The organism is Streptomyces sp. NPDC088194, from assembly GCF_040702025.1.
Classification (GTDB): domain Bacteria; phylum Actinomycetota; class Actinomycetes; order Streptomycetales; family Streptomycetaceae; genus Actinacidiphila.
On record NZ_JBFBIV010000114.1, the window covers coordinates 1 to 22,562 of the forward strand.

Consider the following 22,562-nt stretch of genomic DNA (forward strand, 5'->3'; position numbering starts at 1 on the left):
CTGCCCCTCCTCGGTGAGGAGGTGCAGCCGGGCCGCCGCGTAACCGTGGCCTTGCGCTTCGACGCTTTCGGTCACTGGTGCTCCGCTGTCTTGTCGTCGAGCCGCGGCTCGGGGTGGCCGGGGCTTGCGACCGGGGGTGCGATGGTCGTCAGAGCGCGTCGGGCCCGCGCTCGCCGGTACGGACCCGGACGGCCGTGTCGACCGGCAGGCTCCACACCTTCCCGTCTCCGATCTTGCCCGTTCTGGCCGCCTTGACCACGACCTCGATGAGCTGTTCGGCGTCGGCGTCCTCGACCAGGACCTCGATCCTGATCTTCGGCACGAGGTCGACGGTGTACTCGGCGCCCCGGTAGACCTCGGTGTGGCCGCGCTGGCGGCCGTAGCCGCTGGCCTCGGTGACGGTCAGGCCCTGGACGCCGAACGCCTGGAGGGCTTCCTTGATCTCGTCGAGCCGGTGCGGCTTGACGACGGCGGTGATGAGCTTCACGCGTCCACCTTCTTGGTCAGGCCGGTCTCGAGGCCGGCGGGGGCCGCGTGGGAGACGCTGCCGACTCCGGTGAAGTCGTACGCGGTCTCCGCGTGCTCGGCCTGGTCGATGCCGCTGATCTCGACCTCCTCCGGGACCCGGAAGCCCATCGCCATGTCGATCAGCTTGGCGAGGATCGCGGAGCAGACCAGGGAGTAGCCGAGGACCGCGAAGACCCCGATCGCCTGGATGCCGAACTGGTGCCAGCCGCCGCCGTAGAAGACGCCCTTGACGTCCTGGCCGACGCCGCCGGTGGCCAGCAGGCCGATCAGCAGGGAGCCGACGATGCCGCCGACCATGTGGACGCCGACCACGTCGAGGGAGTCGTCGTAGTTGAAGCGGTACTTCAGGCTGACCGCCGCCGCGCAGATCACACCGGCGATGACGCCGACCGCTATCGCGCCGAGCGGGCTGACCGAGGCGCAGGAGGGCGTGATCGCGACCAGGCCGGCGACCGCGCCGGAGGCGGCGCCCAGGGTGGTGAAGGAGCCGTGCCGCAGCCGCTCGTAGGCCAGCCAGCCGACCATGGCCGCGGCGGTGGCGATCTGGGTGTTGATGAAGACCGTCGACGCGACGCCGTCGGAGGTGATCTCCGAGCCGGCGTTGAAGCCGAACCAGCCGAACCACAGCAGGCCGGCGCCGAGCATCACCCAGGGCATGCTGTGCGGGCGCATCGGGTCGCGCTTGAAGCCGACCCGCTTGCCGATGACGAGGATGACGCCGAGGGCCGCGGCGCCCGCGTTGATGTGGACCGCGGTACCGCCGGCGAAGTCGATCACGCCCTTCTGGCCGAGCCAGCCGCCGCCCCACACCCAGTGGGCCACCGGGAAGTACACGACGGTCGCCCACACGGCGATGAACAGCGACCAGGCGGTGAACTTGACCCGGTCGGCGAGCGCGCCGCTGATCAGTGCGGGGGTGATGATCGCGAACATCAGCTGGAACGCGGCGAACGCGAAGATCGGGGTGCCGGTCGCGCCCCAGAGGTCGTCCGGTGCGATGTCCCGAAGGCCCAGCCAGCGCGTGCCGCCGAGGAATCCGCCGTTGTCGCCGTCGAAGGCGAAGCTGAATCCGTAACCGGTCCACAACAGCGTTATGATCCCGAGGCTGATGAAACTCATCATCAGCATGTTCAGGGCACTCTTCACACGGACCATGCCGCCGTAGAAGAACGCCAGCCCCGGTGTCATCAGCATCACGAGCGCGGAGCTCAGAAGCAGAAATGCGGTATTACCGGAGTCGAGCTTGGGCGCATCCGCGGCCAGTGTGATGATGGCTGGTGCCATCGGCGTCTCCTCGTCATCCGAACGGCCCGTGCGGGCGGTGCAGGGGTGGGCCGGTATTGGCCTTGAGGTTGGCCGAAGCGGGTTTCACCCGATGCCATAGGATGTTTCACCGCCGTGACGAAGAAGTCACCCGTGTTACGCGGAGATGAACCATCCGGGTGTTCGGTGAAGGATGTATACGGGTGGGAAAGAAGACGACCGGCCGGGCGACGCGGTGACGGCGCCGGGCGGTTTCGCGGTTATGCCGACTCGGCGACTTCCGGGAGTTCCTCGGAAAGCCGCTCGGCGAGCTGGACCACCTCGGGCACGTCGCCGAAGTCGCGGACGGCGGCGTGGGTGGTCTTGCGGATGCGGGTGTTGACCCGCTCGGAGCGGACCCGCCTGGCGGCTTCCATCGCCTCGACGGTGTAGTGCGCGGCCTGCTCGGGCTCGCGCATCAGCAGCTGGACGGTGCCCATGCCGACCAGGTTGAGCGCGTAGGCGCGCTGGTGGACCGGGTCGTCGCGGAAGCCGTCGACGGCTTCGAGCATCTCGGGCTGGGCGAGGGAGGCGTAGGTGGGGCTGCGACCGGCGACGTAGGCGAGGTCGCGGTAGGAGTGCGCGTTCTCGGCGTGCAGCTCGGCCTCGGTGAAGAAGTTGATCCAGGCCGGTTCCTCGCCCGGGCGGGCGTCGGCGAAGGTGTCCTCGGCCATCCGGACCGCGCGGTGGCACTTGTTGACCTGGCCCATGTTGGCGTAGGCGCGGGCCTCCAGGGTGTAGAGCATCGCCTGCGTGGCGGCGCCGGCCGAGTCGCGGCTGCCGTACTGGGCGAGGTGGATGAGCTCCAGGGCGTCGTCGGGGCGCTCCAGGTGGATCATCTGGCGGCTCATGGAGGAGAGCACGAACGCGCCGAGCGGCCGGTCGCCGGCCTCCTTGGCGGCGTGCAGCGCGAGGACCAGGTACTTCTGCGCGGTGGGCTGGAGCCCCACGTCGTAGCTCATCCAGCCGGCGAGGGCGGCGAGGTCGGCGGTGATCCGGTACAGCCGGCGGGCGACGGGCTCGGGGTGCGGCTCCTGGAGCAGGTCGGTGATCTCGTGCAGCTGGCCGACGACGGCTTTACGGCGCAGCCCGCCGCCGCACTGGCTGTCCCACTCGCGGAACATCGCGGCGGTGGACTCCAGGAGTTGCAGCTCCTGCTCGGACAGCCGGGACGGGCGGCCGGCGTCGCGGCCCGCGGCCTGCGCGGCGGCGGGACGGGCCGGCGACGAGGTGGGCACCAGCCAGCGCTGCATGGGTTCGAGCAGCGCGGGTCCCGCGGACAGGACGAGGGAGGCGCCGAGGAATCCGCGGCGGCCGAGCATGAGGTCGCTGCGGGAGAACTCGTTGATGAGCTGGACGGTCTGCGGGCCGGCCCACGGCAGGTCGATGTCACCGCCGGAGGGCGGCTGCTGGGCGGAGCGCAGGCCGAGGTCCTCGACGGGGACGACGCATCCGAAGCGTTCGGAGAACAGCTCGGACAGGATGCGCGGGATGGGCTCCCTGGGCTGCTCGCCGTCCAGCCAGCGCCGCACTCTTGACGTGTCCGTGCTGACGTGGTGTGCGCCCAACTGGCGTGCCCGGCGGTTGACTTGACGAGCGAGTTCGCCCTTGGACCAGCCGCTGCGCACGAACCACGAGGTCAACTGCGCGTTGGGCTGCTTGTCCGCTGCACCGGTCACGGCCACGCCCCCATCCCGCCTCTTCTACCAACGTAAAGTAGCGCCACGGTCACCTCTCCTGCGACCGCAATTGCGGAAACGCCACCATTCGCCACCCCTTCGGATGAACTCTGTTGCGGCCGCAGGCGATTCACTTGACACATGCCGCTGGGAGCGGCGCTCGCGAGTGCGTAACCAACGGCGGGCGCGATCAGTTGGAGGGGTCATGGTGTTCACGATCGGCACAATGCGTGAGATGCGGCAGCACCGGACCGTCGTGCGGCACGCCGCAAGGATGGCAGCGCTCCCCGGCGTGTGGAGTGCGGCGCGCCGCAGGGCGCGCACCACGGTGTGCGGCACGGTCGCCGAGTACACCGGGCTGTGCGGCTGGGCGGTGGTGCCGGGGACCCGGGCGGCGCGCGGCGGCGCGGTGTGCTCGTGCGGGGAGCCGCGCTGCAAGGAGCCGGGCGCCCACCCGCTGGACCCGGCGGCCGAAGTGCCGGCCGGCGCGGGGCCGGAGGCGGTCGCGCGGATGTGGGAGCGGATGCCGGGCGCGTCGGTGCTGCTGCCCGCCGGGCGGACGTTCGACATCATCGACGTGGCCGAACTGCCGGGCCGGCGGGCGCTGGTGCGGCTGGAGCGGATGGGCCTGCACCTGGGGCCGGTGCTGCTGACGCCCACCGGGCGGGCGCAGTTCTTCGTGGCCCCGGGGGCCGCCGCCGAACTCCCGCACCTGCTCTACCGGATGGGCTGGGACGACGCGCGGCTGGACCTGCGCTGCCTCGGCCCCGGCGACCATGTCACCGCTCCCCCCTCGGACTTCGGCGGGCTCGGCCCGGTCCGCTGGCTGCGCGAGCCCCGGCTGGACTCGATGCCCCATCCCCCCGAGGCCCGTCTCCTCCTGGGCACCCTGGCGTACGTGTCCCACCGCGCGCGGGCCTGCGCGTAAGGCTTAAGGCTGTCGCGTCCTCGGATACGTGCTCGGCGTATACGTACCGGACGTATACGCGCTCGGCTCATGTGTAAGGGGCGCCCACTCCTGGTGGGCGCCCCTTACACGTGGGCTGGCGTGGCGAGCGATCGAGTGGCCGAGTGGCCGAGTGGCCGACACCCGCGGCCGGACCCGGGCGGGCTACTCGCCGATCAGCGCGTCGACGAACGCCTCCGGCTCGAACGGGGCGAGGTCGTCCGCGCCCTCGCCGAGGCCGATGAGCTTGACCGGGACACCGAGTTCGCGCTGGACGGCGACCACGATGCCGCCCTTGGCGGTGCCGTCGAGCTTGGTGAGCACGATGCCGGTGATGGCCACCACCTCGGCGAAGACGCGGGCCTGCACCAGGCCGTTCTGGCCGGTGGTGGCGTCCAGGACGAGCAGCACCTCGTCGACCGGGCCGTGCTTCTCGACCACGCGCTTGACCTTGCCGAGCTCGTCCATCAGGCCGGTCTTGGTGTGCAGCCGCCCGGCGGTGTCGATCAGCACGGTGTCGGCACCCTCGGCGATGCCCTCCTTGACCGCGTCGAACGCGACCGACGCGGGGTCGCCGCCCTCGGGGCCGCGCACGGTGCGCGCCCCGACGCGTTCGCCCCAGGTCTGGAGCTGGTCGGCGGCGGCGGCCCGGAAGGTGTCGGCCGCGCCCAGCACCACGCTGCGGCCGTCGGCGACCAGCACCCGGGCGAGCTTGCCGGTGGTGGTGGTCTTGCCGGTGCCGTTGACCCCGACGACCAGCACGACGGCCGGGGACTCCTCGTGGCTCTCGGTGCGCAGCGTACGGTCCAGGGTCGGGTCGACCAGCGTGACCAGTTCCTCCCGCAGCAGCGTGCGCAGTTCGTCGGGGGTGCGGGTGCCCAGCACGCGCACCCGGGTGCGCAGCCGCTCGACGAGTTCCTGGGTCGGGGTCACACCGACATCGGCGGTGATGAGGGTGTCCTCGACCTCCTCCCAGGTGTCGTCGTCCAGCCGCTCCCGCGACAGCAGGGTGAGCAGGCCCTTGCCGAGCGAGTTCTGCGAACGGGACAGGCGGGAGCGCAGCCGTACCAGCCGGCCCGCGGTCGGCTCCGGCTGCTCGACAACGAGCTGCTCGGGGACCCCCACCTCCTCGGGGGCCTCGGGCGCGGCGGTCGCGCCGGGCAGCTCGACCTCCTCGATGGTCCTGCGGGACTCGTCCCGTGGGGTCTCGGCCTCATCCCCGACGTGCGGTTCGGCGGGAGGCTTGGTGATCGTCGGGGTGCTCGGCGGGGACGGCGGCAGCTGCTGCTTCTTCTTGCGGCGGCTGCCGACCACCAGCCCGCCGGCCCCAAGGAGCACGACCAGGGCAATGACGACGACAAGGATGACGGTTTCCATAGCCTCCCTAGTATCCCTACTCCGGCGTCGCCGCCGTCTCACCCGGGTTCTTCCGCGCCGCGGAGGTGGCGGAAACGGCCGGGCGACGAGCACGGGTGCGTCGGAGAAGCGGCGGCAGCAGGGGGCGCGGCGGAAACAGGGTGCTCAGCGGAAGCGAGGAGCGCGGCGGAGACGGGGTGCCCGACGGAAGCGGCCTCAGCCGGACCCGGGCTCCGGACACGTGCGGCCCACGGGTTCCGGACCACGGCGTGCCACTCCCGTGCGCTCAACTCGCCCGCAGGCCCCGGTCGGCGAAGGCGATCAGCCACTCGAAGCTCTCGTCGATGTCGGCGCTCCACTGGAAGCCGTTGGACGCCTGCAAGGTGGCGAACCCGTGGCACAGGCTGCGCAGCATCCGCAGCGCGTGGTCCACGTCGGCCGGCGCGACGTCGTAGCCGCGCAGCACCGCCCTGAACGCGTCGAGCGACCGCTGGCCCTCGACCGCCAGCGGGTCGTCCGGGCCGGACGGTTCCACGCCGATCGTCGCGGCGTACCGCCCGGGGTGCTCCACGACGAACGCGCGGAAGGCGCGTGCCGCCGCTGCCAGGGCGTCGCGGCCGGCGTAACCCTGGATCGCGCCGCCGATGACGTCCGCGGCCTGGCCCAGCGCCAGGACCGCGATGCGCCGGTTGAGGTCGTCCTGGCCGGCGACGTGCTTGTACAGGGACGGGGTGCGCACGCCCAGCCGCTCGGCCAGCGAACCCATGGTCAGCTGGGCGAGGCCCACCTCGTCGGCGAGGGCGGCGCCGGCCGCGACCACGGTCGCCCGGTCCAGGCCGGCCCTAGGCACGGGCGGTGACCGTACGGAGGAAGTCGAGCACCAGCGACACGACCTGGTCGGGGAACTGGTCGTGCGGGTAGTGCCCGGCGCCCTCGATCATCTCCAGGCGGCCGAGGCCGGCCGGCAGGGCCTCGACGATCGCCGTGCCCTCGGCGTGCGGGTCGGCCCAGTCGGGGTCGAGCGTGCCCATCACGACCAGGACCGGGGAGCTGACGTGGCCGAGTTGCGCGCCGGCGTCGGTCGGGGCGCTGCGGCCCATGCCCTGCATCGCCTTCATCCGGCCCGGCTCGCGCATCATGGCGTCGATCCGGCCGAGGTACTCGTCCCAGCCGGCCGGCTTCACGCCGGGGTAGGCCACGTCGAGGTACGCCTTCCACAGCCGCACGCTGCCGAACATCCCCGCGCCGACCAGCCGCAGCATGCCCCGCCGGAAGCGCTTCACCCGCAGGTCGCCCAGGCGGATCGACTGCTTGCGGGTGAACGGCCCCAGCTCGACGACCGCGCTGATCAGCGAGGGCTCCTGGGCCGCGGCGATGGTGGCGGCGCCGCCGGAGATCGAGTGCCCGACGAGTACGGCCGGGCCGCCCAGGTGCCGGATCACGGCGAGCAGATCACCGGCGATGGCGGTACGGCTCCAGGCCGGCCACGCGACGCTGGACTCGCCGCTGCCCCGCAGGTCCACGGCGGCGACCCGGTAGCCCGCCGCCACCAGCGCCGGCATCACCTTGCGGTACGCGGCGCGGCTGTTCCCCATCCCGTGCGCGAGGACGATCAGCGGGCCGTCTCCCGCCACTTCGTACGCGATCGTGCCGCCGTCGACGGCGAGGTACTCGGTCATGGCATCCCCTGACACTCAGATCTGGCTAACTCCGTTAGCTAAAAGCTAATCTCATTAACCAACCTTGTCAACGCCCCCGCGACGATCCACCTCTCCCAGCGTCCCGCCCCGCACCCCACCCGGCGAACCCGCAGGTCACAGCGCCGCCGGCGGCAGATCCGGCACCCGGGGACGCGAAAGACGCACACCCTCGCCGCGCTAACGCCTCGGCGGCCCGTACGGCGTTCCGCGAGGCTCGGGTGCCTCAGTCGACCCTCAACTCGTAGTGGAGCCGTTGGGTGGCGGCGGAGAATGCCGATACGTCGACTTGGAAGGCGGTGCCGTCGGCGTCGAGGGTGACGCGGACCAGTTCGAGGACGGGGTCGGCCGCGGTGATGCCGAGGGCTTCCCGCTCGGCCGGCAGCGGCAGCCGGGCGCGGACGTCTTCGCGTACGGTGCGGGCGCGGTGGCCGAGCGTGGCAAGCAGGGTGACGGCGCCGCCGCGGATCTTCGCGGTGCCCGCCAGCGCGGTGCCGCGCGCGACGCTCACCGGGTAGTAGGTCACGGTCACTTCGGTGGGTTCGCCGTCCAGCAGGATCACCCGGCACCGTTCGACCACGGCTTCGCCCTCATCCACGCCGAGGAGCCTCGCCACCTCCGCGGGCGCCGCCGTCTCCCCGGCCCGCACGATCCGCTGCGAGCCGCTCCGGCCGCGCGCCGCCGTCTCCTCGCTCCACGCGTCCCGCTCACCTTCCGCCCGCGCCCGCACGTAAGGCGCCGACCCGTGCACCCATTCTTCTCCGGCGCCCATCAGCCCGGCTCCTCCCGTTTCTACGCCCGCGCTGCGCCGCCCGCCCGGCTTCAGACGACGCCGAAGTCGACGGCGCCGGAACGGACCAACTCCACGAAGGAAGCCCACTCCGCAGGGGCGACGAGGAGGGCGGGGCCCGCCTTGTCCTTGGAGTCGCGCACGCCGACACAACCAGGCACGTCCGCTATCTCGACACAGTTGTTCGTGCTGCCGCTGTAGCTGGACTTGCGCCACGCCCGTTCCAGGGCCGCTTCCGTCGAAGGGCCGCGCATGTACTCGTTCCCGCCCGGCTTCAGACGACGCCGAAGTCGACGGCGCCGGAACGGACCAACTCCACGAAGGAGGCCCACTCCACAGGGGTGACGAGGAGGGCGGGGCCCGCCTTGTCCTTGGAGTCGCGCACACCGACCGCGCGGGAGAGCGGCGCGACCTCGACGCAGGCACCCCCGGAGTCATTGCTGTAGGAGGACTTCCGCCACGCCCGTTCCGGGACCACCTCCGTCGAAGGGCCGCGCATGTACTCGTTCCTCGGCATCTCCATCACCACTCCATCGTCCGTGCGAAACGCGCCGCTTCGACCGTGACGGCACAACGCCCTTGCGGGGAGCACCGAACGCGCCAAAACCGTACGAGTCCCAGCCCGTCAGCGCGGAGACCCGAACGACACGGCCGTTGCCCGCCCGGCCGGCCTCAGACCACCCCAAAATCGACGGCGCCGGAACGGACCAGGTCCACGAAGGAAGCCCACTCCGCGGGGGCGACGAGGAGGGCGGGGCCCGCCTTGTCCTTAGAGTCGCGTATGCCGACCGCGTGCGCGAGCGGCGCGACCTCGACGCAGACGCCGCCCGAGTCGTTGCTGTAGGAGGACTTGAACCAGACGGACTCGTCGGCCAGTTCGGGGGCCAGGATGTTCGCGTTGATGACTACGTCCATTCTGTCGTGAGCTTCTTCAGGAAACCGGCCGTGTGAGCCGGCGGGAGGGCGCTGTCGCGCATCGCGTCGAACCGGCGGATGGTCCGCAGCACGTCACTGCGCTCGTCGGACACACTGATCGTGTTCCACTGGTCGATCTGCACGACGGGTGCGAGCGTCTCAGAGAAGTCGATGAGAACGAAGTTACTTTCTGTGCGGTAAGTCAGCACATCGTGCGGCAGGATCTGGATGGTCACGTTCTCCAGCTCGCCCATCGCCACGATCTCCGCGTACTGCTCGCGCATCACCTCCCGGCTCGCCACCATACGACGGACCGCCGACTCGTCCATGATGACGCGCAACTTGACGGGGTCCACCGAGCGCGTAATCAACTCCTTGCGCTCCATGCGCAGTTGTACGTTCGTATCGACATACTCCGTCGTCGTCTCGTCGATCGGTTTGGCGAGCTGATAGAGAGCTCGGGCATACGCCTCCGTCTGGAAGAACCCGAACACGAAGCTCGGCTGGTATGCCCGCATCGCCTCCGCGTCCTCCTCCAAACCCCGGTACGTCGGCATCTTCGACGGCATGTACGCCTTGTACGGGGTCCAGGGCTCCTTGCTCAGGGACTCGCGGTGGAGCTGGAGCAAGGTCTCGCGGTCGCCCTTGGCCATGTCGAGGTCGTAGAAGTCGATCAGGGCTTCGAGGTCGCCGACGCGGGGCAGGTCGTTCTCCCCGATCTCGACCCTGGCGAGCTTGCTGTGGGAGAACTTCAGCTCCCTGGCGACCTCTTGGATGGTGAGGTCTCTCTTCTCCCGGAGCTTGCGCAACTCCTTGCCCAGCTCTCGCCGTCGGAACGTCGCTCCGCGCTTGGCCGCCACGCGACATCCCCTCCTTTCCATGTCAGGCCCAGCAGGGCTCGTGCGGGTACCCCGGAAGGCGTCTGTCGGGTGCCGACGTGGGTCGTGCCGGGGTGCGCTCCATCCGTAGCTCGGTACTGGCTGTGTGGCTGCCCCCGATCGAGCAATTGCCAATTTTAGCCAAACAGCCGACTCGCTTGCACAGTAATTCGCACATGCGCCAACGTAGTTGACGTTGAGTCAGGGACCGGCGTCACGCAAATGGGACGCCATCAGTCCTGGCCAACGGCCACATCCACGCGCCTCCCGCACCCGAAACCCATCCGAAGGAGCCCTGTCATGTCTCTGAACGCCGGCCGATTTTCGGCGAAGTTGTTGGACCCGACGCTGTCCGCGCGGTCGCTGTACGGGGCCGAGTTGAGGTACTACCGGGAGCGGGCCGGGCTGACTCTGGAGGAGTTGGCGGACCGGCTGCACATCGAGATGTCGTTCCTCGCCCGGATCGAGCAGGGGGAGCGACGGCTGTCCGACGAGTTGGCGCGGGCGGTGGACGACATCCTCGGCACCGGCGGCTTCTTCGCACGGAACCTGGTGGTCGCCCGCTCCGCGCCCGCCCCCGGGCGGCTCACCCCGCTCGCGGAGTGGGAGTGGCTGGCGACCGCCATCCGGGAGTGGGACGCCGCGCTCGTGCCGGGCCTGCTCCAGACGGACGCGTACGCCGAGGCCGTCGCGAAGACGTACGCCGCGCTGCTGGCGGACCGCCCCACCCGGCACCGTTGGGACGCGAGGCTGTCGCGGACCCCCGTCCTGCTGGACCCGCGCGGCCCCCGCTACACCGGGGTGCTCGGCGAGGCCGCGCTACGCCGCCCGCTCGGCGGTCCCGCCGCCATGGCCGGGCAACTCCACCACCTCGCCGATCTGGTCCGCCGCGAGCGCATCACGCTGTACGTCCTCCCGCTGACCGCCACCCCGCACCCCGCCGCCACCGACGGGGCGTTGCGCGTCATGACGTACGCCGAGGAGAACCCCACGCTGCACTTCACGGCCCACCACACCGGCACCCACCAGACCGACCCCGCCGCCGTCGCCCTCGCCCACCTCACCCACGACCTGCTCGCCGGCGCCGCCCTGCCCCCGGCCCAGTCGCTCACCCTGATCGAGAACGCCGGGGCCGACTACCGTGCGGAGGCAACCGGAGAACGGTCCGCCGAGCGCGCCGCGCTGTCGGAATGACGACGCGGCTCGGTGCGCGATCGGCTGAGCCGCGAGGTCACCCCGTAAACAGCCGGTCCAACGCCGCCTGGCTCTCGTCGTCCGCGGCGCGGTAGATCAGCAACCGCTGATCCGGGTCTTGGAGTGGCACGAGCACTTCGAAGTGCAGGGCGACCACACCCACGTCGGGGTGCCGCAGCACCTTGCGGCCACGCCCGTTGGCCTTGATGTCCCGCTCGGCCCACAGCCGCGCGAACTCCTCGTCGGCGGCGAGGCATTCGCTGATGAGGGCGCTCAGCGCCGGGTCCTCCGGGTGGGTGGCCCACGCGGCGCGCAGGTGGGCGATCCCGTCCCGCACGACCCGTTCGCGGTCGTCGTAGAACTCCCGCATGTCCGGGTCCAGCAGGCACAGCCGCATCGCGTTGCGCTCGTTCGGCGGCAGCCGGTCGAAGGCCGGCAGCAGCCTCGCCATCTCGCCGTTCCAGGCGAGGATGTCGTAGCGGTGGTTCATCAGCATGGCCGGTCGCGGCGACAGGTCGGCGACCAACCGGGCCAGCGACGGGTCCGCGGCGGTGGCGGGTTTGTCGGCGCCGCGGGGGCGCTGCTGAGCCAGGCCGAAGAGGTAGGCGCGTTCGTCGGGGGCCAGGCGCAGCGCCTGTGCCAGCGCCTCCACCACGCCCGCTGAGGGGCGCAGCCCGCGGGCCTGTTCCAGTCGCACGATGTAGTCGGTGCTGACCCCGGCCAGCTCGGCGACCTCCTCGCGGCGCAGTCCGGGGGTGCGCCGGGCCTGCCGGCGCGTCGGCAGGCCGAAGTCCCCCGGGTCCAGACGCTCGCGCCGGGTCCGCAGGAACGCGGCCAGCTCCTGCGTCGCGTCCACGGTGCCACGGGTCATGGTCGGGCCAACCGGCTGACTGGGACTGCTATTCCCAGGAAGATCCCTCCCTTACCCCTGGCCCGCGGGGGTCGCAGGCTGGCGGAGACGGCGACGTTCACGAGCACGGGAGTACCTGATGTCACTCACCCTCGACACCTACCGGCTGCTGGGCCGCTCAGGACTGCGGGTGTCACCGCTGGCCCTGGGCACGGCGACCTTCGGCAACGAGTGGGGCTGGGCCGCCGACCCGGACGACGCGCGCAGGCTCTTCGACACCTACGTCGAGCGTGGCGGCAACTTCATCGACACCGCCAGCGGCTACGGCGGCTCCGAGCGGATGCTCGGCGAGTTCACCCGCGACCACCGCGAAAGCCTGGTGCTGGCGACGAAGTACACGACGCTGCGCCGGCCCGGCGACCCGAACTCCGGCGGCGCCCACCGCAAGAACCTGTTCGCGTCGGTGGAGGCCAGTCTGCGGCGGCTCGACACCGACTACCTCGATCTGCTCCTGCTGCACGTGTGGGACTTCACGACCCCGGTCGAGGAGATCCTGCGCGGCCTGGACGACCTGGTGCGGCAGGGCAAGGTGCTGTACGTGGGGATGTCCAACACCCCGGCCTGGGAGATCTCGCGCATGCAGGCCATCGCCGACCTGCGCGGATGGTCGCCGCTGGTCTCGCTGCAGATCGAGTACAGCCTGATCAACCGGGGCGGGGAACGCGACCTGATGCCCATGGCGCGGACGATGGGCCTGGGCGTGACCCCGTACTCGCCGCTGGGCGGCGGCGTGCTCTCCGGCAAGTACAGCCGCGCCGACCTGACCGCGGCGAACCCCGACTCCGCTGAGAGCACCCGCAAGAGCTTCAACGCCGGACTGGGCATGGTCACCGAACGCACGCTGGACATCGCCGACGTCGTACGGGAGGTCGCCGAGGAGGTGGGGCACACGCCCGCCCAGGTCGCGCTGGCCTGGACCCTGCGCAACCCGGCCGTGACGGCGCCTGTCATCGGCGCGCGCACCCACGAGCAGCTGGTGGGGAACCTGGCCGCCCTGGAGGTCGACTTCACCGCCGGCCAGCTGGCCCGCCTCGACGAGGTCAGCGCGATCGACCTCGGCTACCCGCACGACGTGCTCTCCGGTGACCACATCCGCAACGTGACCGCGGGTGGCCTGACGATCGAGGCCCGCCGCTGACGTACGGCCGAAACCCCGCACGGTACGGCCGGACGCGCGCCCCCACGGAGGCCGGTCAGCCCATCTCCTCCAGGGACTTGCCCTTGGTCTCCTTCACGAAGAGCAGCACGAAGGGGATCGAGGCCAGCGCGAAGCACGTGTAGATGACGTACGTGCCCGACAGGTTCCAGTCCGCCAGGCTCGGGAAGCTCGCGGTGATGGCCCAGTTGGCGATCCACTGCGCGGAGGCGGCGACCCCGAGGGCGGCCGCGCGGATCTTGTTGGGGAACATCTCGCCGAGGAAGACCCAGACCACCACGCCCCAGGACAGCGCGAAGAAGAGCACGAAGCAGTGGGCGGCGACGAGGGCGACGGTGCCCTCGGCGTTGGGGAGGGTCGCGCCGTGCTTGGAGGAGAACGCCCAGGCTTCGAGCGCGAGCGCGATCGTCATGCCGGTGGAGCCGATCAGGGCGAGCGGGCGGCGGCCGATCCGGTCCACGAAGATCATGGCGATCACCGTGCCGATGATGTTCACGATCGAGGTGGTGAAGGAGTAGAGGAACGAGCTGGTCGGGTCGATGCCGACGGACTGCCAGAGCGTGGCGGAGTAGTAGAAGGCCACGTTGATGCCGACGAGTTGCTGGAACGCGGAGAGCCCGATGCCGATCCAGACGATCGGCATGAAGTTCGGCATCCGGCCGCGCTTGGAGCTGAGCAGGTCGCGGAAGCTCGCCTTGTGCTCGCGGTGCATCGCGGTGCGGATCTGGTTCATGCGGGCGTCGAGGTCGGTGCCCTTGCCCTCGACCTCGGCGAGCACCGACCGGGCCTCCTTGTCGCGGCCGACGGCGAGCAGGAAGCGCGGCGACTCGGGGATGGCGAAGGAGAGCAGCCCGTAGATCACCGCGGGGATGACCATCACGCCGAGCATGACCTGCCATGCCTCCAGGCCGATCACATGGCCGCGCTGGTCGCCGTTCGCGGCTTGCAGGATGCCGTAGTTGACGAGCTGGGAGATGGCGATGCCGAGCACGATGGCGCCCTGCTGGAAGGAGGCGAGCCGGCCGCGGTAGGCGGGCGGCGAGACCTCGGCGATGTAGGCGGGGCCGATCACCGAGGCCATGCCGATCGCGAAACCGCCGATGATCCGCCACATCGCCAGGTCCCACAGCGCGAACGGAAGCGCGGAACCGACCGCGCTGATGGTGAAGAGCACCGAGGAGATCTGCATACAGCGGATGCGGCCGATCCGGTCGGCGATCCGGCCCGCCGTGGCGGCTCCGATCGCACAGCCGATCAGCGCGATCGCGATCACCTGGGCGAGCGCCGCCGAACCGATGTCGTACTTGGAGCGGATCGCCTCGACCGCGCCGTTGATCACCGAACTGTCGTAGCCGAAGAGGAAGCCGCCCATCGCGGCGGCCGCGGTGATGAAGATGACGTGGCCGAGGTGCTCGGTCGGCGGCGGCACCTGGCCCGACGTGCCGGCCGCTGTCGTGGTGCTGGTCAAAGTGCGCTCCTCGGGCTCGGCGGTGAGCCCTCACATGGAGGGTTCGGATCTTCCAGTGTTGGCGGACGACGTAGCGGCCACCACCCGAACGTATGGTCAGGCGTTCGGAGATTATGCCTACATGTTTGGAAGATAAAAAACCGAGAAGGCTGGAAAAGAGGCGTCAGTGGCGGATCTCACCATGGAAAGCAAGGAAAAGACGGCTGGCGACTTCGGCTTGTGAACGATCAGACAGCTTGGGCGGCCGTCCGCTTGCCGTCCCGGAGCCGCTGGCTGATCACCTTGGACACACCGTCACCCTGCATCGATACTCCGTACAGGGCATCGGCGACCTCCATCGTGCGCTTCTGATGGGTGATCACGATGAGCTGCGAGCTCTCCTGGAGTTCCTCCATGATCCGGATCAGCCGTTGCAGGTTGGTGTCGTCGAGCGCCGCCTCGACCTCGTCCATCACGTAGAACGGGCTCGGCCGCGCCTTGAAGATCGACACCAGCATCGCCACCGCGGTCAGCGAGCGCTCACCACCCGACAGCAGCGACAGCCGCTTCACCTTCTTCCCCGGCGGCCGCGCCTCAACCTCCACCCCCGTGGTGAGCATGTTCTCCGGGTCGGTCAGCAGCAACCGGCCCTCACCACCGGGGAAGAGCCGGGAGAAGACGCCCTCGAACTCGCGGGCGGTGTCGTGGAAGGCGGCGGCGAAGACCTGCTCCACCCGCTCGTCGACGTCCTTGATCACCTGGAGCAGGTCGGCGCGGGTCTTGCGCAGGTCCTCCAACTGCTCGGTGAGGAACTTGTGCCGCTCCTCCAGGGCCGCGAACTCCTCCAGCGCCAGCGGGTTGACCTTGCCGAGCTGCGCGTACGCCTTCTCCGCCGCCTTGAGCCGCTTCTCCTGCTCGGCGCGGACATACGGCACGGGCTGGTTGCGCGGGTGCTCCGGGTCGTCGGGCAGCACCTCGCCCTCGGCGGGCGGCGAGGGCGGCACCGGCAGCTCCGGGCCGTACTCGGCGACCAGCCCGGCCGGCTCCATGCCGTGCTCCTCCAGCGCCTTCGCCTCCAACTGCTCGATCCGCAGCCGCTTCTCGGCGCCCAGCACCTCGCCCTTGTGCACGTCACCGGTCAGCCGGTCCAGCTCGGACTTCAGCTCCCGGCCGCGCCGCCGCTCGGCGCCGAGTTCCGCCTCCCGCTCGGCCCTGGCCTGCTCGGCCGCCAGCCGCTCGGCCTCGGCCCGGCCCAGCGAGACCTGCACGCACTCCAGCAACCCGCGCGCACCGGCCAGCACGGCCGCCGCCACCGACGCCTCGTACGCCAGCCGGGCCCGGCGCCGCTCGGCCCGCGCCCTGGTCTCCCGCTCGGCGCGGGCCGCCCGGTCCAGCCCGTCGGCCCGCCCGGCCAGGCTCTTGACCCGCTCCTCGTGGGTGCGCACCTGCAAGCGCGCCTCCATCTCGGTCTGCCGCGCGTTGGCGCCGTCGGCGGCCAGCCGGTCCCGGGCGAAGGTGTCCGGCTCCTCCTCCCCCGGCTCCTGCTGCGCCTCGCTCAGCCGGTACGACAGTTCCTCGAACTCCTCACGCGCGGCGGCCAGCGACTCCTCGGCACGGACCACGGCCGCCGCCGCGCGGTCCGCCTCCCCCGCCGCCGCCCGCGCCTGGCCGCCGTACCGGCCGAGTTGCTGCGCCACCGACGACTTCGCCTTCTCCGCGGCCCGGCGCCGCTGCCCCGACTCGTCGACCTCCCGCGCCGCCGCGGCCCTGCGCTCCTTGGCCGCCTGCTGGCGCTCGGCCAGCTCCGCGCACTCCTCCGCCAGCCGCTCCAGTTCGGCGCTCGCCTCGTCCACCTGCGCCTGCACCTCCAGCACGCTGGGCGCCTTCGCCGAACCGCCCTGCGCGAGATGCGCGGCCAGCACGTCGCCCTCGGCGGTCACCGCGGTCAGCTCGGGGTGCCGGGCGACCAGCGCCTCGGCGTCCTCCAGGGTCGGCACGACCACGAACCCGTGCAGCAACCGCCGCACCGCGGGCAGCAGACCGGCGTCCGCGGCCACCAGGTCCACGGCGTCGCGCGCCTGCGCGGGCAGCCCGGCGCCTTCGGGTCGCGGCGCCGGCAGCCCGGGCGCGGCGACAGCCGATGCCGTACGGTCCGCGGCCGCACGATCCGCGGCGGTACGATCGCCCGCCGCGTGGGCGGGCGCGCCGGACTCGTGGACCCTGCGGTCCGCGTCCCCACCGTCAGGTGCGGCAACTCCCCCGCCGGAGGCGCGAACCGCATCGCGGCCCGTGTCACGGCCGGGGTCCGTACGGTCCCCCGCCGTCTGGCCGGGCAGGACCGCCTCGGGGGTCGCGGGCGGCGCGGCGAGCAGCAGCGCGGCCCGGCCGCCGTCCTCCTTGCGCAGCAGCCGCAGCGCCTCCGCGGCCGCGGCCGGACCGGTGACGGCGACCGCGTCGGCGGCGACCCCCAGGGCGGCGGCGACCGGGACCTCGTATCCAGGGGTGACCCGCAGCAGCGTGGCGGCGGAACCGAGCACGCCGGCGAGCCCGTCGGGGGCGCCGGCCCGGGCGAGCAGCGCACCGGTGCCGTCCTTGCGGCGCAGCGACGGGGCGAGGGCGTCGCGGCGGGCGGCCACCGCGGCGCGGCGGCGCTCGGCGGTGGTGGCGGCCTCCCGCGCGGCGCTGAACTCCTCCTCCGCGGCGGCCTGGGCGGCGCGGGCGGCCTCGAAACGGGCTTCGAGTTCGGTGTCGTCGGCGTCCAGGCTTTCCACCTGGGCGCGCAGTTCCTCGTACTCGGCCTGCGCGGACTCGGCGCGGTCGCGGGCCTCGTCGCGGGCGGCGGCGAGCCGACCGATCTCGGCCTCGGCCGAACCCGCCTTCGAACGGGCCGCGTTGACCTGCGCGTTCAGCCGGGCCAGGCCCTCACGGCGGTCGGCGATGGCGCGGGCGGCGACCCGTAGCCGGGTCTCCTCCTCGGCGAGCCGCCGTTCGAGTTCCGCGCGGTGGCCGACGGTGTCCTCCAGGGCACGCTCGGCCGCGTCGAGGGCTTCGGTGAGTTCGGCCTCCTGCTCCCGGATACGGGCGGCCTCGCGCTCCATGTCCTCCGGGTCCCGGCCGCGCCGCTCCTCGGCGGGCTGGCCGACGGCGTGCCGGTGGCGCTGCTCGGCCAGCCCGATGGTGCCGCGCACCCGCTCGGTGAGCTGGGACAGGGCGTACCAGGTGGCCTGGGCGTCGTTCACCCGCGGGGTCAGCGCCCGCACCTGCTCCTCAAGGCGGGCCTCGCGCTGCACCGCGGCGGCCAGTTCGCTCTCGACGGCGTCCCTGCGCTCCTTGAGGGCGGCCTCGTCGGCGACTTCCGCGCGCAGCGCCTCGCGCAACGTCACCAGGTCGTCGGCGAGCAGCCGCAGCCGGGCGTCGCGCAGGTCGGCCTGGATGACGGCGGCGCGGCGGGCGACCTGCGCCTGGCGGCCCAGCGGCTTGAGCTGGCGGCGCAGTTCACCGGTGAGGTCGGTGACGCGGGCGAGGTTGGCCTGCATCGCGTCGAGCTTCCGCAGCGCCTTCTCCTTGCGCTTGCGGTGCTTGAGGACGCCGGCCGCCTCCTCGATGAAGGCGCGCCGGCCCATCGGGTCGGCGTGCAGCACCGAGTCCAGCTGGCCCTGGCCGACGATGACGTGCATCTCGCGGCCGATGCCGGAGTCGGAGAGGAGTTCCTGGATGTCGAGCAGCCGGCAGGTGTCGCCGTTGAGCTGGTACTCGCTGCCGCCGTTGCGGAACATGATCCGGGTGATGGTGACTTCGGCGTACTCGATGGGCAGCACGCCGTCGGTGTTGTCGATGGTCAGCGACACCTCGGCGCGGCCCAGCGGGGGGCGGCCGGTGGTGCCGGCGAAGATCACGTCCTCCATCTTGCCGCCACGCAGCGACTTGGCACCTTGCTCGCCCATCACCCAGGACAGCGCGTCCACCACATTGGACTTGCCGGAGCCGTTGGGCCCGACGACGCAGGTGATTCCGGGTTCGAAGCGCAGCGTCGTCGCGGAGGCGAACGACTTGAATCCGCGCAGCGTGAGGCTCTTGAGATGCACGCCGGTCGACTCTACCCGCCGGGTGCGGTTTCACCGAGGAATATGCAGGGCAGATCAGACGTAGAACCGGGGCAACGGGTGATCGTCGAGCATGGGAAGCGTTCCCAAGGGGAGGCCAGGGGTAAGGAAGAGCCGGGGCGGCGAGCAGTTCGCGACACGACGAAGGGACGCCGAGAAGGCGTCCCTTGAAGTGCCGTAGTCATATCTCCTTGCGGCGATGCGCAGCGGTGACAGGCGATGGCATGTCGCGTGGTCAGTACACGCGATGAACGTCCGGCGCGGGAGTTCCAGCGGTGAAAGCCGACCGCGAACGCGGTGGAGCAGAACCAAGGAAACAACCGCGGGTGAACACCACGGGGAACACCACGGGGAAAGCCGTGATCAAGACCGTGATGAAAGCCGTGGTGAAAGGGGCGGCGGGTCCTGGGGACGCCGTCCGGCGATATCGGTGGGGGAAGTGACCCGTCACCCGCCGGATCAGGCGAGCGCGGGCTCCGCGCGAGTGACGTCGATGCTGTTGAGCAGCGACTCTTCACGCGATGCGACAGTCAGGGCGTCGTTCTCCGCCTGCATGCGGATCAGCTCGGACTCCAGGTCCTGGACGCGCTGCTGAAGCCTTCGCATCTCGGCGAGGAGTCGCGGGTCGGGACCGCCGACGTAACCGAGAAGCGCCTTTGCCATGATGAATGGTCCTCCACGCTGAGTGACCGACCGGGGCGGGTGGGTCGTGGGTGAGGGGTACACTCCCGCACAAAGCTCGATGCCGCGGCTTCCATATCATTCATTGGTGCCGCGATGCGCGGGGCTTCCAGCGTCTCACCAAAACGGGGGACGGTCAACACGATCACAGCCCAGCCGTCGGGTCCGCCTCAGAAAACACGGCGCCGACGTGCGCCGCGGGCTGCCCGCGTGGGGGTTCGCGAGGCTTGACGATCATCCTCGCTTGGGGGCAGCCTGACACGCCGATCGCCGGAAGGCAACGGGTTGTGGTCATCGGATCTCGAATCCTTGATATCCACCCCGGGTGACCCCCCAGATTTCCGTCACCCCGTCGACCCGCCCGGGCGTGTCGCCGTGCCGCAGCCATTCCAGCAGCCGCTCGCACTGCTCGAAGGCGCCTTCCGCGACCACCTGGACCCGGCCGTCGGAGAGATTGCCCGCGTAGCCGGCCAGGCCGCCGATCTCCAGGGCGGTCGCCCGGGTCCACCAGCGGAAGCCGACGCCCTGCACCCGGCCGCGGACCCAGGCGGTGAGCCGGACCTCTTCGTTCATGAGGGCACGCTATCCCGCCCCGATCCACCCGGTCGCGGCCGCCTGACCTCCGAACCTCGTCCGCCATGGCCAACATTCGCTACAGTCCCCCCTCAACGGCTTCACCCGTTCGGAGTAGTCCAGGCGAGCAGTGAGAGCAGTGAGGAGTGCGGCGATGGGGCGTCACAGCCGACATGCCCAGCCCGCGGCCCCGCAGCCAGGGCCGCGCGGCCACCGCGGCCGCCGCAGGCACCACCCGGTACGGACGGGGCTGCTGGCCTCGTCGGCGGCGCTCGCGGTGGGCGCGGTCGCCGCGTCCTCGGGTCTGCTGTCCGAGATCAGCGGCGAGCTGGGGCACCTCGACGGCGACGGCGGGGTGACCCAGGCGGACGGGGCCGGGCCGGACGGCGGCGACTCGCCCTCCTCCCTCACCGACACCAACACCCCGACGTCCGACGGCACCAGCACCACCGCGCCCGGCTCGCCCACCGCGGCCACGCCCGGCGGCTCCCCGTCGACGACCCGCGGCGCCTCGCCGTCCCACCCGGCCACCACCAAGGCCGCCGCGCCCTCCCCCACCCGCACCACCGCCGCGCCCACCACCCCGGTGAAGACGACCGCGCCGCACACCACCGCGCCCTCCACCGTGCGCCCGGCCACCACCAACGCGGTCACCTCCGCGCGGGCCCAGATCCTCACGCTGGTCAACGAGCAGCGCGCCACCGCCGGCTGCCAGCCGCTCACCGCCAGTTCCTCCCTCGACACCCTCGCGCAGAACTTCAGCGACGAGATGGCCGCCCGCGGCTTCTTCGACCACACCGACCCCGACGGCAACGACCCGTGGGACCGCGCGAAGAAGCTCGGCATCACCAACCTCGGCGGCGAGAACATCGCCATGGGCCAGGCCGACGCCCAGGCCGTGATGACCGCCTGGATGAACAGCCCCGGCCACCGCGCCAACATCCTCAACTGCGACTACAAGACCCTCGGCGTCGGCATCCACTTCGGCACCGGCGGCCCCTGGTGGACCCAGGACTTCGGATACTGATCGCGTTCGGGCGCTGATCGTCCGTCGGTCCGCGCCGGGGCAGGAACGGTTCGGACGCGGGTCAGGATCGGGATCGGGCGCGCTCGGGATCGGACGCGGCTCGGGCACAGCCCGGGGATCAGGCACCGACTCCGCCCTGCTCGGCTCCGCGCGTTCCGCTCGGGATTGACCCGGGAGCCCGGGGGTAATCGGACGACGCCCGCCCGACAGCTCCCTGGCAGACCCTAGGTGCCGGCTGCGAATCCGCTGGGAATCCCTGACCGCCCCCGCCCACCCTCCTCCGTCTGACCTGCCACAACGTCCGGCGGCGACGGCCCACCGGGCACAGCTGCCCCTCACATCACAGCTTCCTCATATCGGCGGCTGCCAGGTTCTGCGTGTTGACCAAGCGAAGAGGAGCGCCATCATGAACGACCACGACACGACAGGCCGCTCGACCGCCGGTTCGGACCCGGCGACCACCGCCGCGCAAGCGCACCGGCCGAGCGCCTGGCGATCGCTGCCGAAGAAGAAGGGGACGTGGATCGTGGCCGCCGGGATGACCTGCGCGGTGGCCGGCCTCGGCGTCTTCTCGGCGTCGACGTCGTCCGCCGCGTCGGCGTCCGGCACCTCGGCGTCCGGCACCTCGGCCGCCGCCACGTCCACCCCGACCTCGACGCCGACCGCGCCGGGCTCCGGTGGCGGCGCCCGGTCCGGGCCGGCCGCCGGAGGCTCCACCGGCATCGTCGACACCACCTCCGCCTCGGGCTTCACCTTCGCGACCGCGACCGGTGTGAAAGTGACCGTCGACGAGACGGCCGGTACGGCCTACCTGCGGGGGACCCACCCCACCTCGGCGAGCGCCGTGCACAAGGGCTCGAGTGTCCTGGTGCTGGGGACGGTCGACACCGCGACCATCACGGCCACCCGGGTCGTGGTGCAGCCCGGTGGCGACGGCGGGGCCGCGGCCGCCAAGAAGTCCGGGGTGATCCCCTTCCAGCAGGGGACGCCGTCGCCCACGAAGTCGGTGGGCAAGGTCCCGTCGGACTACACCGAGGGCGAGGGAACGGTCGTCAGCGGCACGGCCGCCGACAAGGCGACCACGGCCGCGCAGTCCGTCTTCGCCGGCGGCATCGTCGACCGCGTGGTGAAGCTGGCCGACGGCGAGTACGAAGTCCACAACATCAGCATCAACTGGCCGCACCACGTCTTCGTCAGCAAGAGCTTCAAGGTGCTCGGCGCCGAGTAGCCACGCGACCGCCGCGGGCGTGCGGCCGCCTCGGCCGCCTCTCGCGTCCCACCGCGTTGCCCCTGGCGGCTTGCCGCCCCGGGGCACGGCAAGCCCCCCGCCCCGGCCCGCCCCCCCCGCCCCCGGCGGCCGCCCCCCCCCCCCCCCCCCCC

21 protein-coding genes are annotated in these 22,562 nt (G+C 71.5%); 5 read left to right on the plus strand and 16 right to left on the minus strand.

All coding sequences use genetic code 11. The features are described from left to right. Nucleotides 1-148: 148 nt before the first annotated feature. The 3 genes from AB0399_RS35815 to AB0399_RS35825 form a co-directional block, all read right to left on the minus strand. Nucleotides 149-487, minus strand: a complete 339-nt coding sequence (locus AB0399_RS35815) for a P-II family nitrogen regulator (RefSeq protein ID WP_328469991.1) — start codon at nucleotides 485-487, stop codon at nucleotides 149-151. Further along, complete coding sequence (locus tag AB0399_RS35820) at nucleotides 484-1,812, minus strand: ammonium transporter (RefSeq protein WP_329364221.1); 1,329 nt, start codon at nucleotides 1,810-1,812, stop codon at nucleotides 484-486. Before AB0399_RS35820 ends, AB0399_RS35815 begins: the two co-directional genes overlap by 4 nt. 239 nt (nucleotides 1,813-2,051) lie before the next feature. Continuing rightward, on the minus strand, nucleotides 2,052-3,515 hold the full coding sequence (locus AB0399_RS35825; protein ID WP_366414146.1) for a hypothetical protein: 1,464 nt from the start codon (nucleotides 3,513-3,515) through the stop codon (nucleotides 2,052-2,054). Nucleotides 3,516-3,714: 199 nt separating this feature from the next. On the opposite strand from AB0399_RS35825, the gene AB0399_RS35830 reads away from it, so the two are divergent. Then, entirely contained in the window at nucleotides 3,715-4,437 is a 723-nt protein-coding gene (locus AB0399_RS35830) for a bifunctional DNA primase/polymerase (protein ID WP_366414147.1), read from the plus strand. Nucleotides 4,438-4,620: 183 nt separating this feature from the next. Here AB0399_RS35830 and ftsY read toward each other — a convergent pair whose 3' ends face one another. The 8 genes from ftsY to AB0399_RS35870 form a co-directional block, all read right to left on the minus strand. Continuing rightward, nucleotides 4,621-5,832: a signal recognition particle-docking protein FtsY gene (gene ftsY / locus AB0399_RS35835; RefSeq protein ID WP_329364227.1), complete on the minus strand. Its 1,212-nt coding sequence runs from the start codon at nucleotides 5,830-5,832 to the stop codon at nucleotides 4,621-4,623. Between the two features lie 265 nt (nucleotides 5,833-6,097). Further along, a complete protein-coding gene (locus AB0399_RS35840) occupies nucleotides 6,098-6,631 on the minus strand; it encodes a TetR/AcrR family transcriptional regulator (RefSeq protein WP_366414159.1) in 534 nt (177 codons plus the stop codon). Nucleotides 6,632-6,653: 22 nt separating this feature from the next. Next, a complete protein-coding gene (locus AB0399_RS35845; RefSeq protein ID WP_366414148.1) occupies nucleotides 6,654-7,490 on the minus strand; it encodes an alpha/beta hydrolase in 837 nt (278 codons plus the stop codon). A 244-nt stretch (nucleotides 7,491-7,734) separates the two neighbouring features. Further along, entirely contained in the window at nucleotides 7,735-8,280 is a 546-nt protein-coding gene (locus tag AB0399_RS35850) for a UTRA domain-containing protein (protein WP_366414149.1), read from the minus strand. Between the two features lie 50 nt (nucleotides 8,281-8,330). Next, nucleotides 8,331-8,552: a DUF397 domain-containing protein gene (locus AB0399_RS35855; protein ID WP_366414150.1), complete on the minus strand. Its 222-nt coding sequence runs from the start codon at nucleotides 8,550-8,552 to the stop codon at nucleotides 8,331-8,333. A 20-nt stretch (nucleotides 8,553-8,572) separates the two neighbouring features. Next, nucleotides 8,573-8,815 (minus strand): DUF397 domain-containing protein, encoded by a 243-nt coding sequence (locus AB0399_RS35860; RefSeq protein WP_366414160.1) that lies wholly within the window; start codon nucleotides 8,813-8,815, stop codon nucleotides 8,573-8,575. Nucleotides 8,816-8,970: 155 nt separating this feature from the next. Beyond that, on the minus strand, nucleotides 8,971-9,213 hold the full coding sequence (locus AB0399_RS35865) for a DUF397 domain-containing protein (protein WP_329364235.1): 243 nt from the start codon (nucleotides 9,211-9,213) through the stop codon (nucleotides 8,971-8,973). Then, nucleotides 9,204-10,073 carry a helix-turn-helix transcriptional regulator gene (locus tag AB0399_RS35870; protein ID WP_366414151.1) on the minus strand — a complete coding sequence of 290 codons (870 nt, stop codon included), beginning with the start codon at nucleotides 10,071-10,073 and terminating at the stop codon, nucleotides 9,204-9,206. Before AB0399_RS35870 ends, AB0399_RS35865 begins: the two co-directional genes overlap by 10 nt. A 318-nt stretch (nucleotides 10,074-10,391) precedes the next feature. Here AB0399_RS35870 and AB0399_RS35875 point away from each other — a divergent pair, with 318 nt between their 5' ends. Beyond that, nucleotides 10,392-11,285, plus strand: a complete 894-nt coding sequence (locus AB0399_RS35875; protein ID WP_366414152.1) for a helix-turn-helix transcriptional regulator — start codon at nucleotides 10,392-10,394, stop codon at nucleotides 11,283-11,285. 37 nt (nucleotides 11,286-11,322) lie between these two features. Here AB0399_RS35875 and AB0399_RS35880 read toward each other — a convergent pair whose 3' ends face one another. Continuing rightward, complete coding sequence (locus AB0399_RS35880; RefSeq protein ID WP_366414153.1) at nucleotides 11,323-12,156, minus strand: helix-turn-helix transcriptional regulator; 834 nt, start codon at nucleotides 12,154-12,156, stop codon at nucleotides 11,323-11,325. Between the two features lie 118 nt (nucleotides 12,157-12,274). Here AB0399_RS35880 and AB0399_RS35885 point away from each other — a divergent pair, with 118 nt between their 5' ends. Further along, nucleotides 12,275-13,333, plus strand: coding sequence for an aldo/keto reductase (locus AB0399_RS35885; protein ID WP_366414154.1), 1,059 nt, complete (start codon nucleotides 12,275-12,277; stop codon nucleotides 13,331-13,333). Between the two features lie 55 nt (nucleotides 13,334-13,388). Here the strand turns inward: AB0399_RS35885 and AB0399_RS35890 are convergent, their stop codons facing one another. The 4 genes from AB0399_RS35890 to AB0399_RS35905 all read right to left on the minus strand — a co-directional run bounded on the left by AB0399_RS35890 (nucleotide 13,389) and on the right by AB0399_RS35905 (nucleotide 20,155). Then, nucleotides 13,389-14,819 carry a sugar porter family MFS transporter gene (locus AB0399_RS35890; protein ID WP_366414155.1) on the minus strand — a complete coding sequence of 477 codons (1,431 nt, stop codon included), beginning with the start codon at nucleotides 14,817-14,819 and terminating at the stop codon, nucleotides 13,389-13,391. A gap of 227 nt (nucleotides 14,820-15,046) precedes the next feature. Next, on the minus strand, nucleotides 15,047-18,883 hold the full coding sequence (locus tag AB0399_RS35895) for an AAA family ATPase (protein WP_366414156.1): 3,837 nt from the start codon (nucleotides 18,881-18,883) through the stop codon (nucleotides 15,047-15,049). Nucleotides 18,884-19,360: 477 nt separating this feature from the next. Beyond that, nucleotides 19,361-19,564, minus strand: coding sequence for a hypothetical protein (locus tag AB0399_RS35900; RefSeq protein ID WP_329364246.1), 204 nt, complete (start codon nucleotides 19,562-19,564; stop codon nucleotides 19,361-19,363). Nucleotides 19,565-19,873: 309 nt separating this feature from the next. Next, on the minus strand, nucleotides 19,874-20,155 hold the full coding sequence (locus AB0399_RS35905) for an acylphosphatase (RefSeq protein WP_328469957.1): 282 nt from the start codon (nucleotides 20,153-20,155) through the stop codon (nucleotides 19,874-19,876). A gap of 154 nt (nucleotides 20,156-20,309) precedes the next feature. Between AB0399_RS35905 and AB0399_RS35910 the strand changes: the two genes are divergently transcribed. Continuing rightward, on the plus strand, nucleotides 20,310-21,182 hold the full coding sequence (locus tag AB0399_RS35910) for a CAP domain-containing protein (protein ID WP_366414157.1): 873 nt from the start codon (nucleotides 20,310-20,312) through the stop codon (nucleotides 21,180-21,182). A 406-nt stretch (nucleotides 21,183-21,588) separates the two neighbouring features. Next, nucleotides 21,589-22,410, plus strand: coding sequence for a hypothetical protein (locus tag AB0399_RS35915; protein WP_366414158.1), 822 nt, complete (start codon nucleotides 21,589-21,591; stop codon nucleotides 22,408-22,410). Nucleotides 22,411-22,562: the final 152 nt, after the last annotated feature.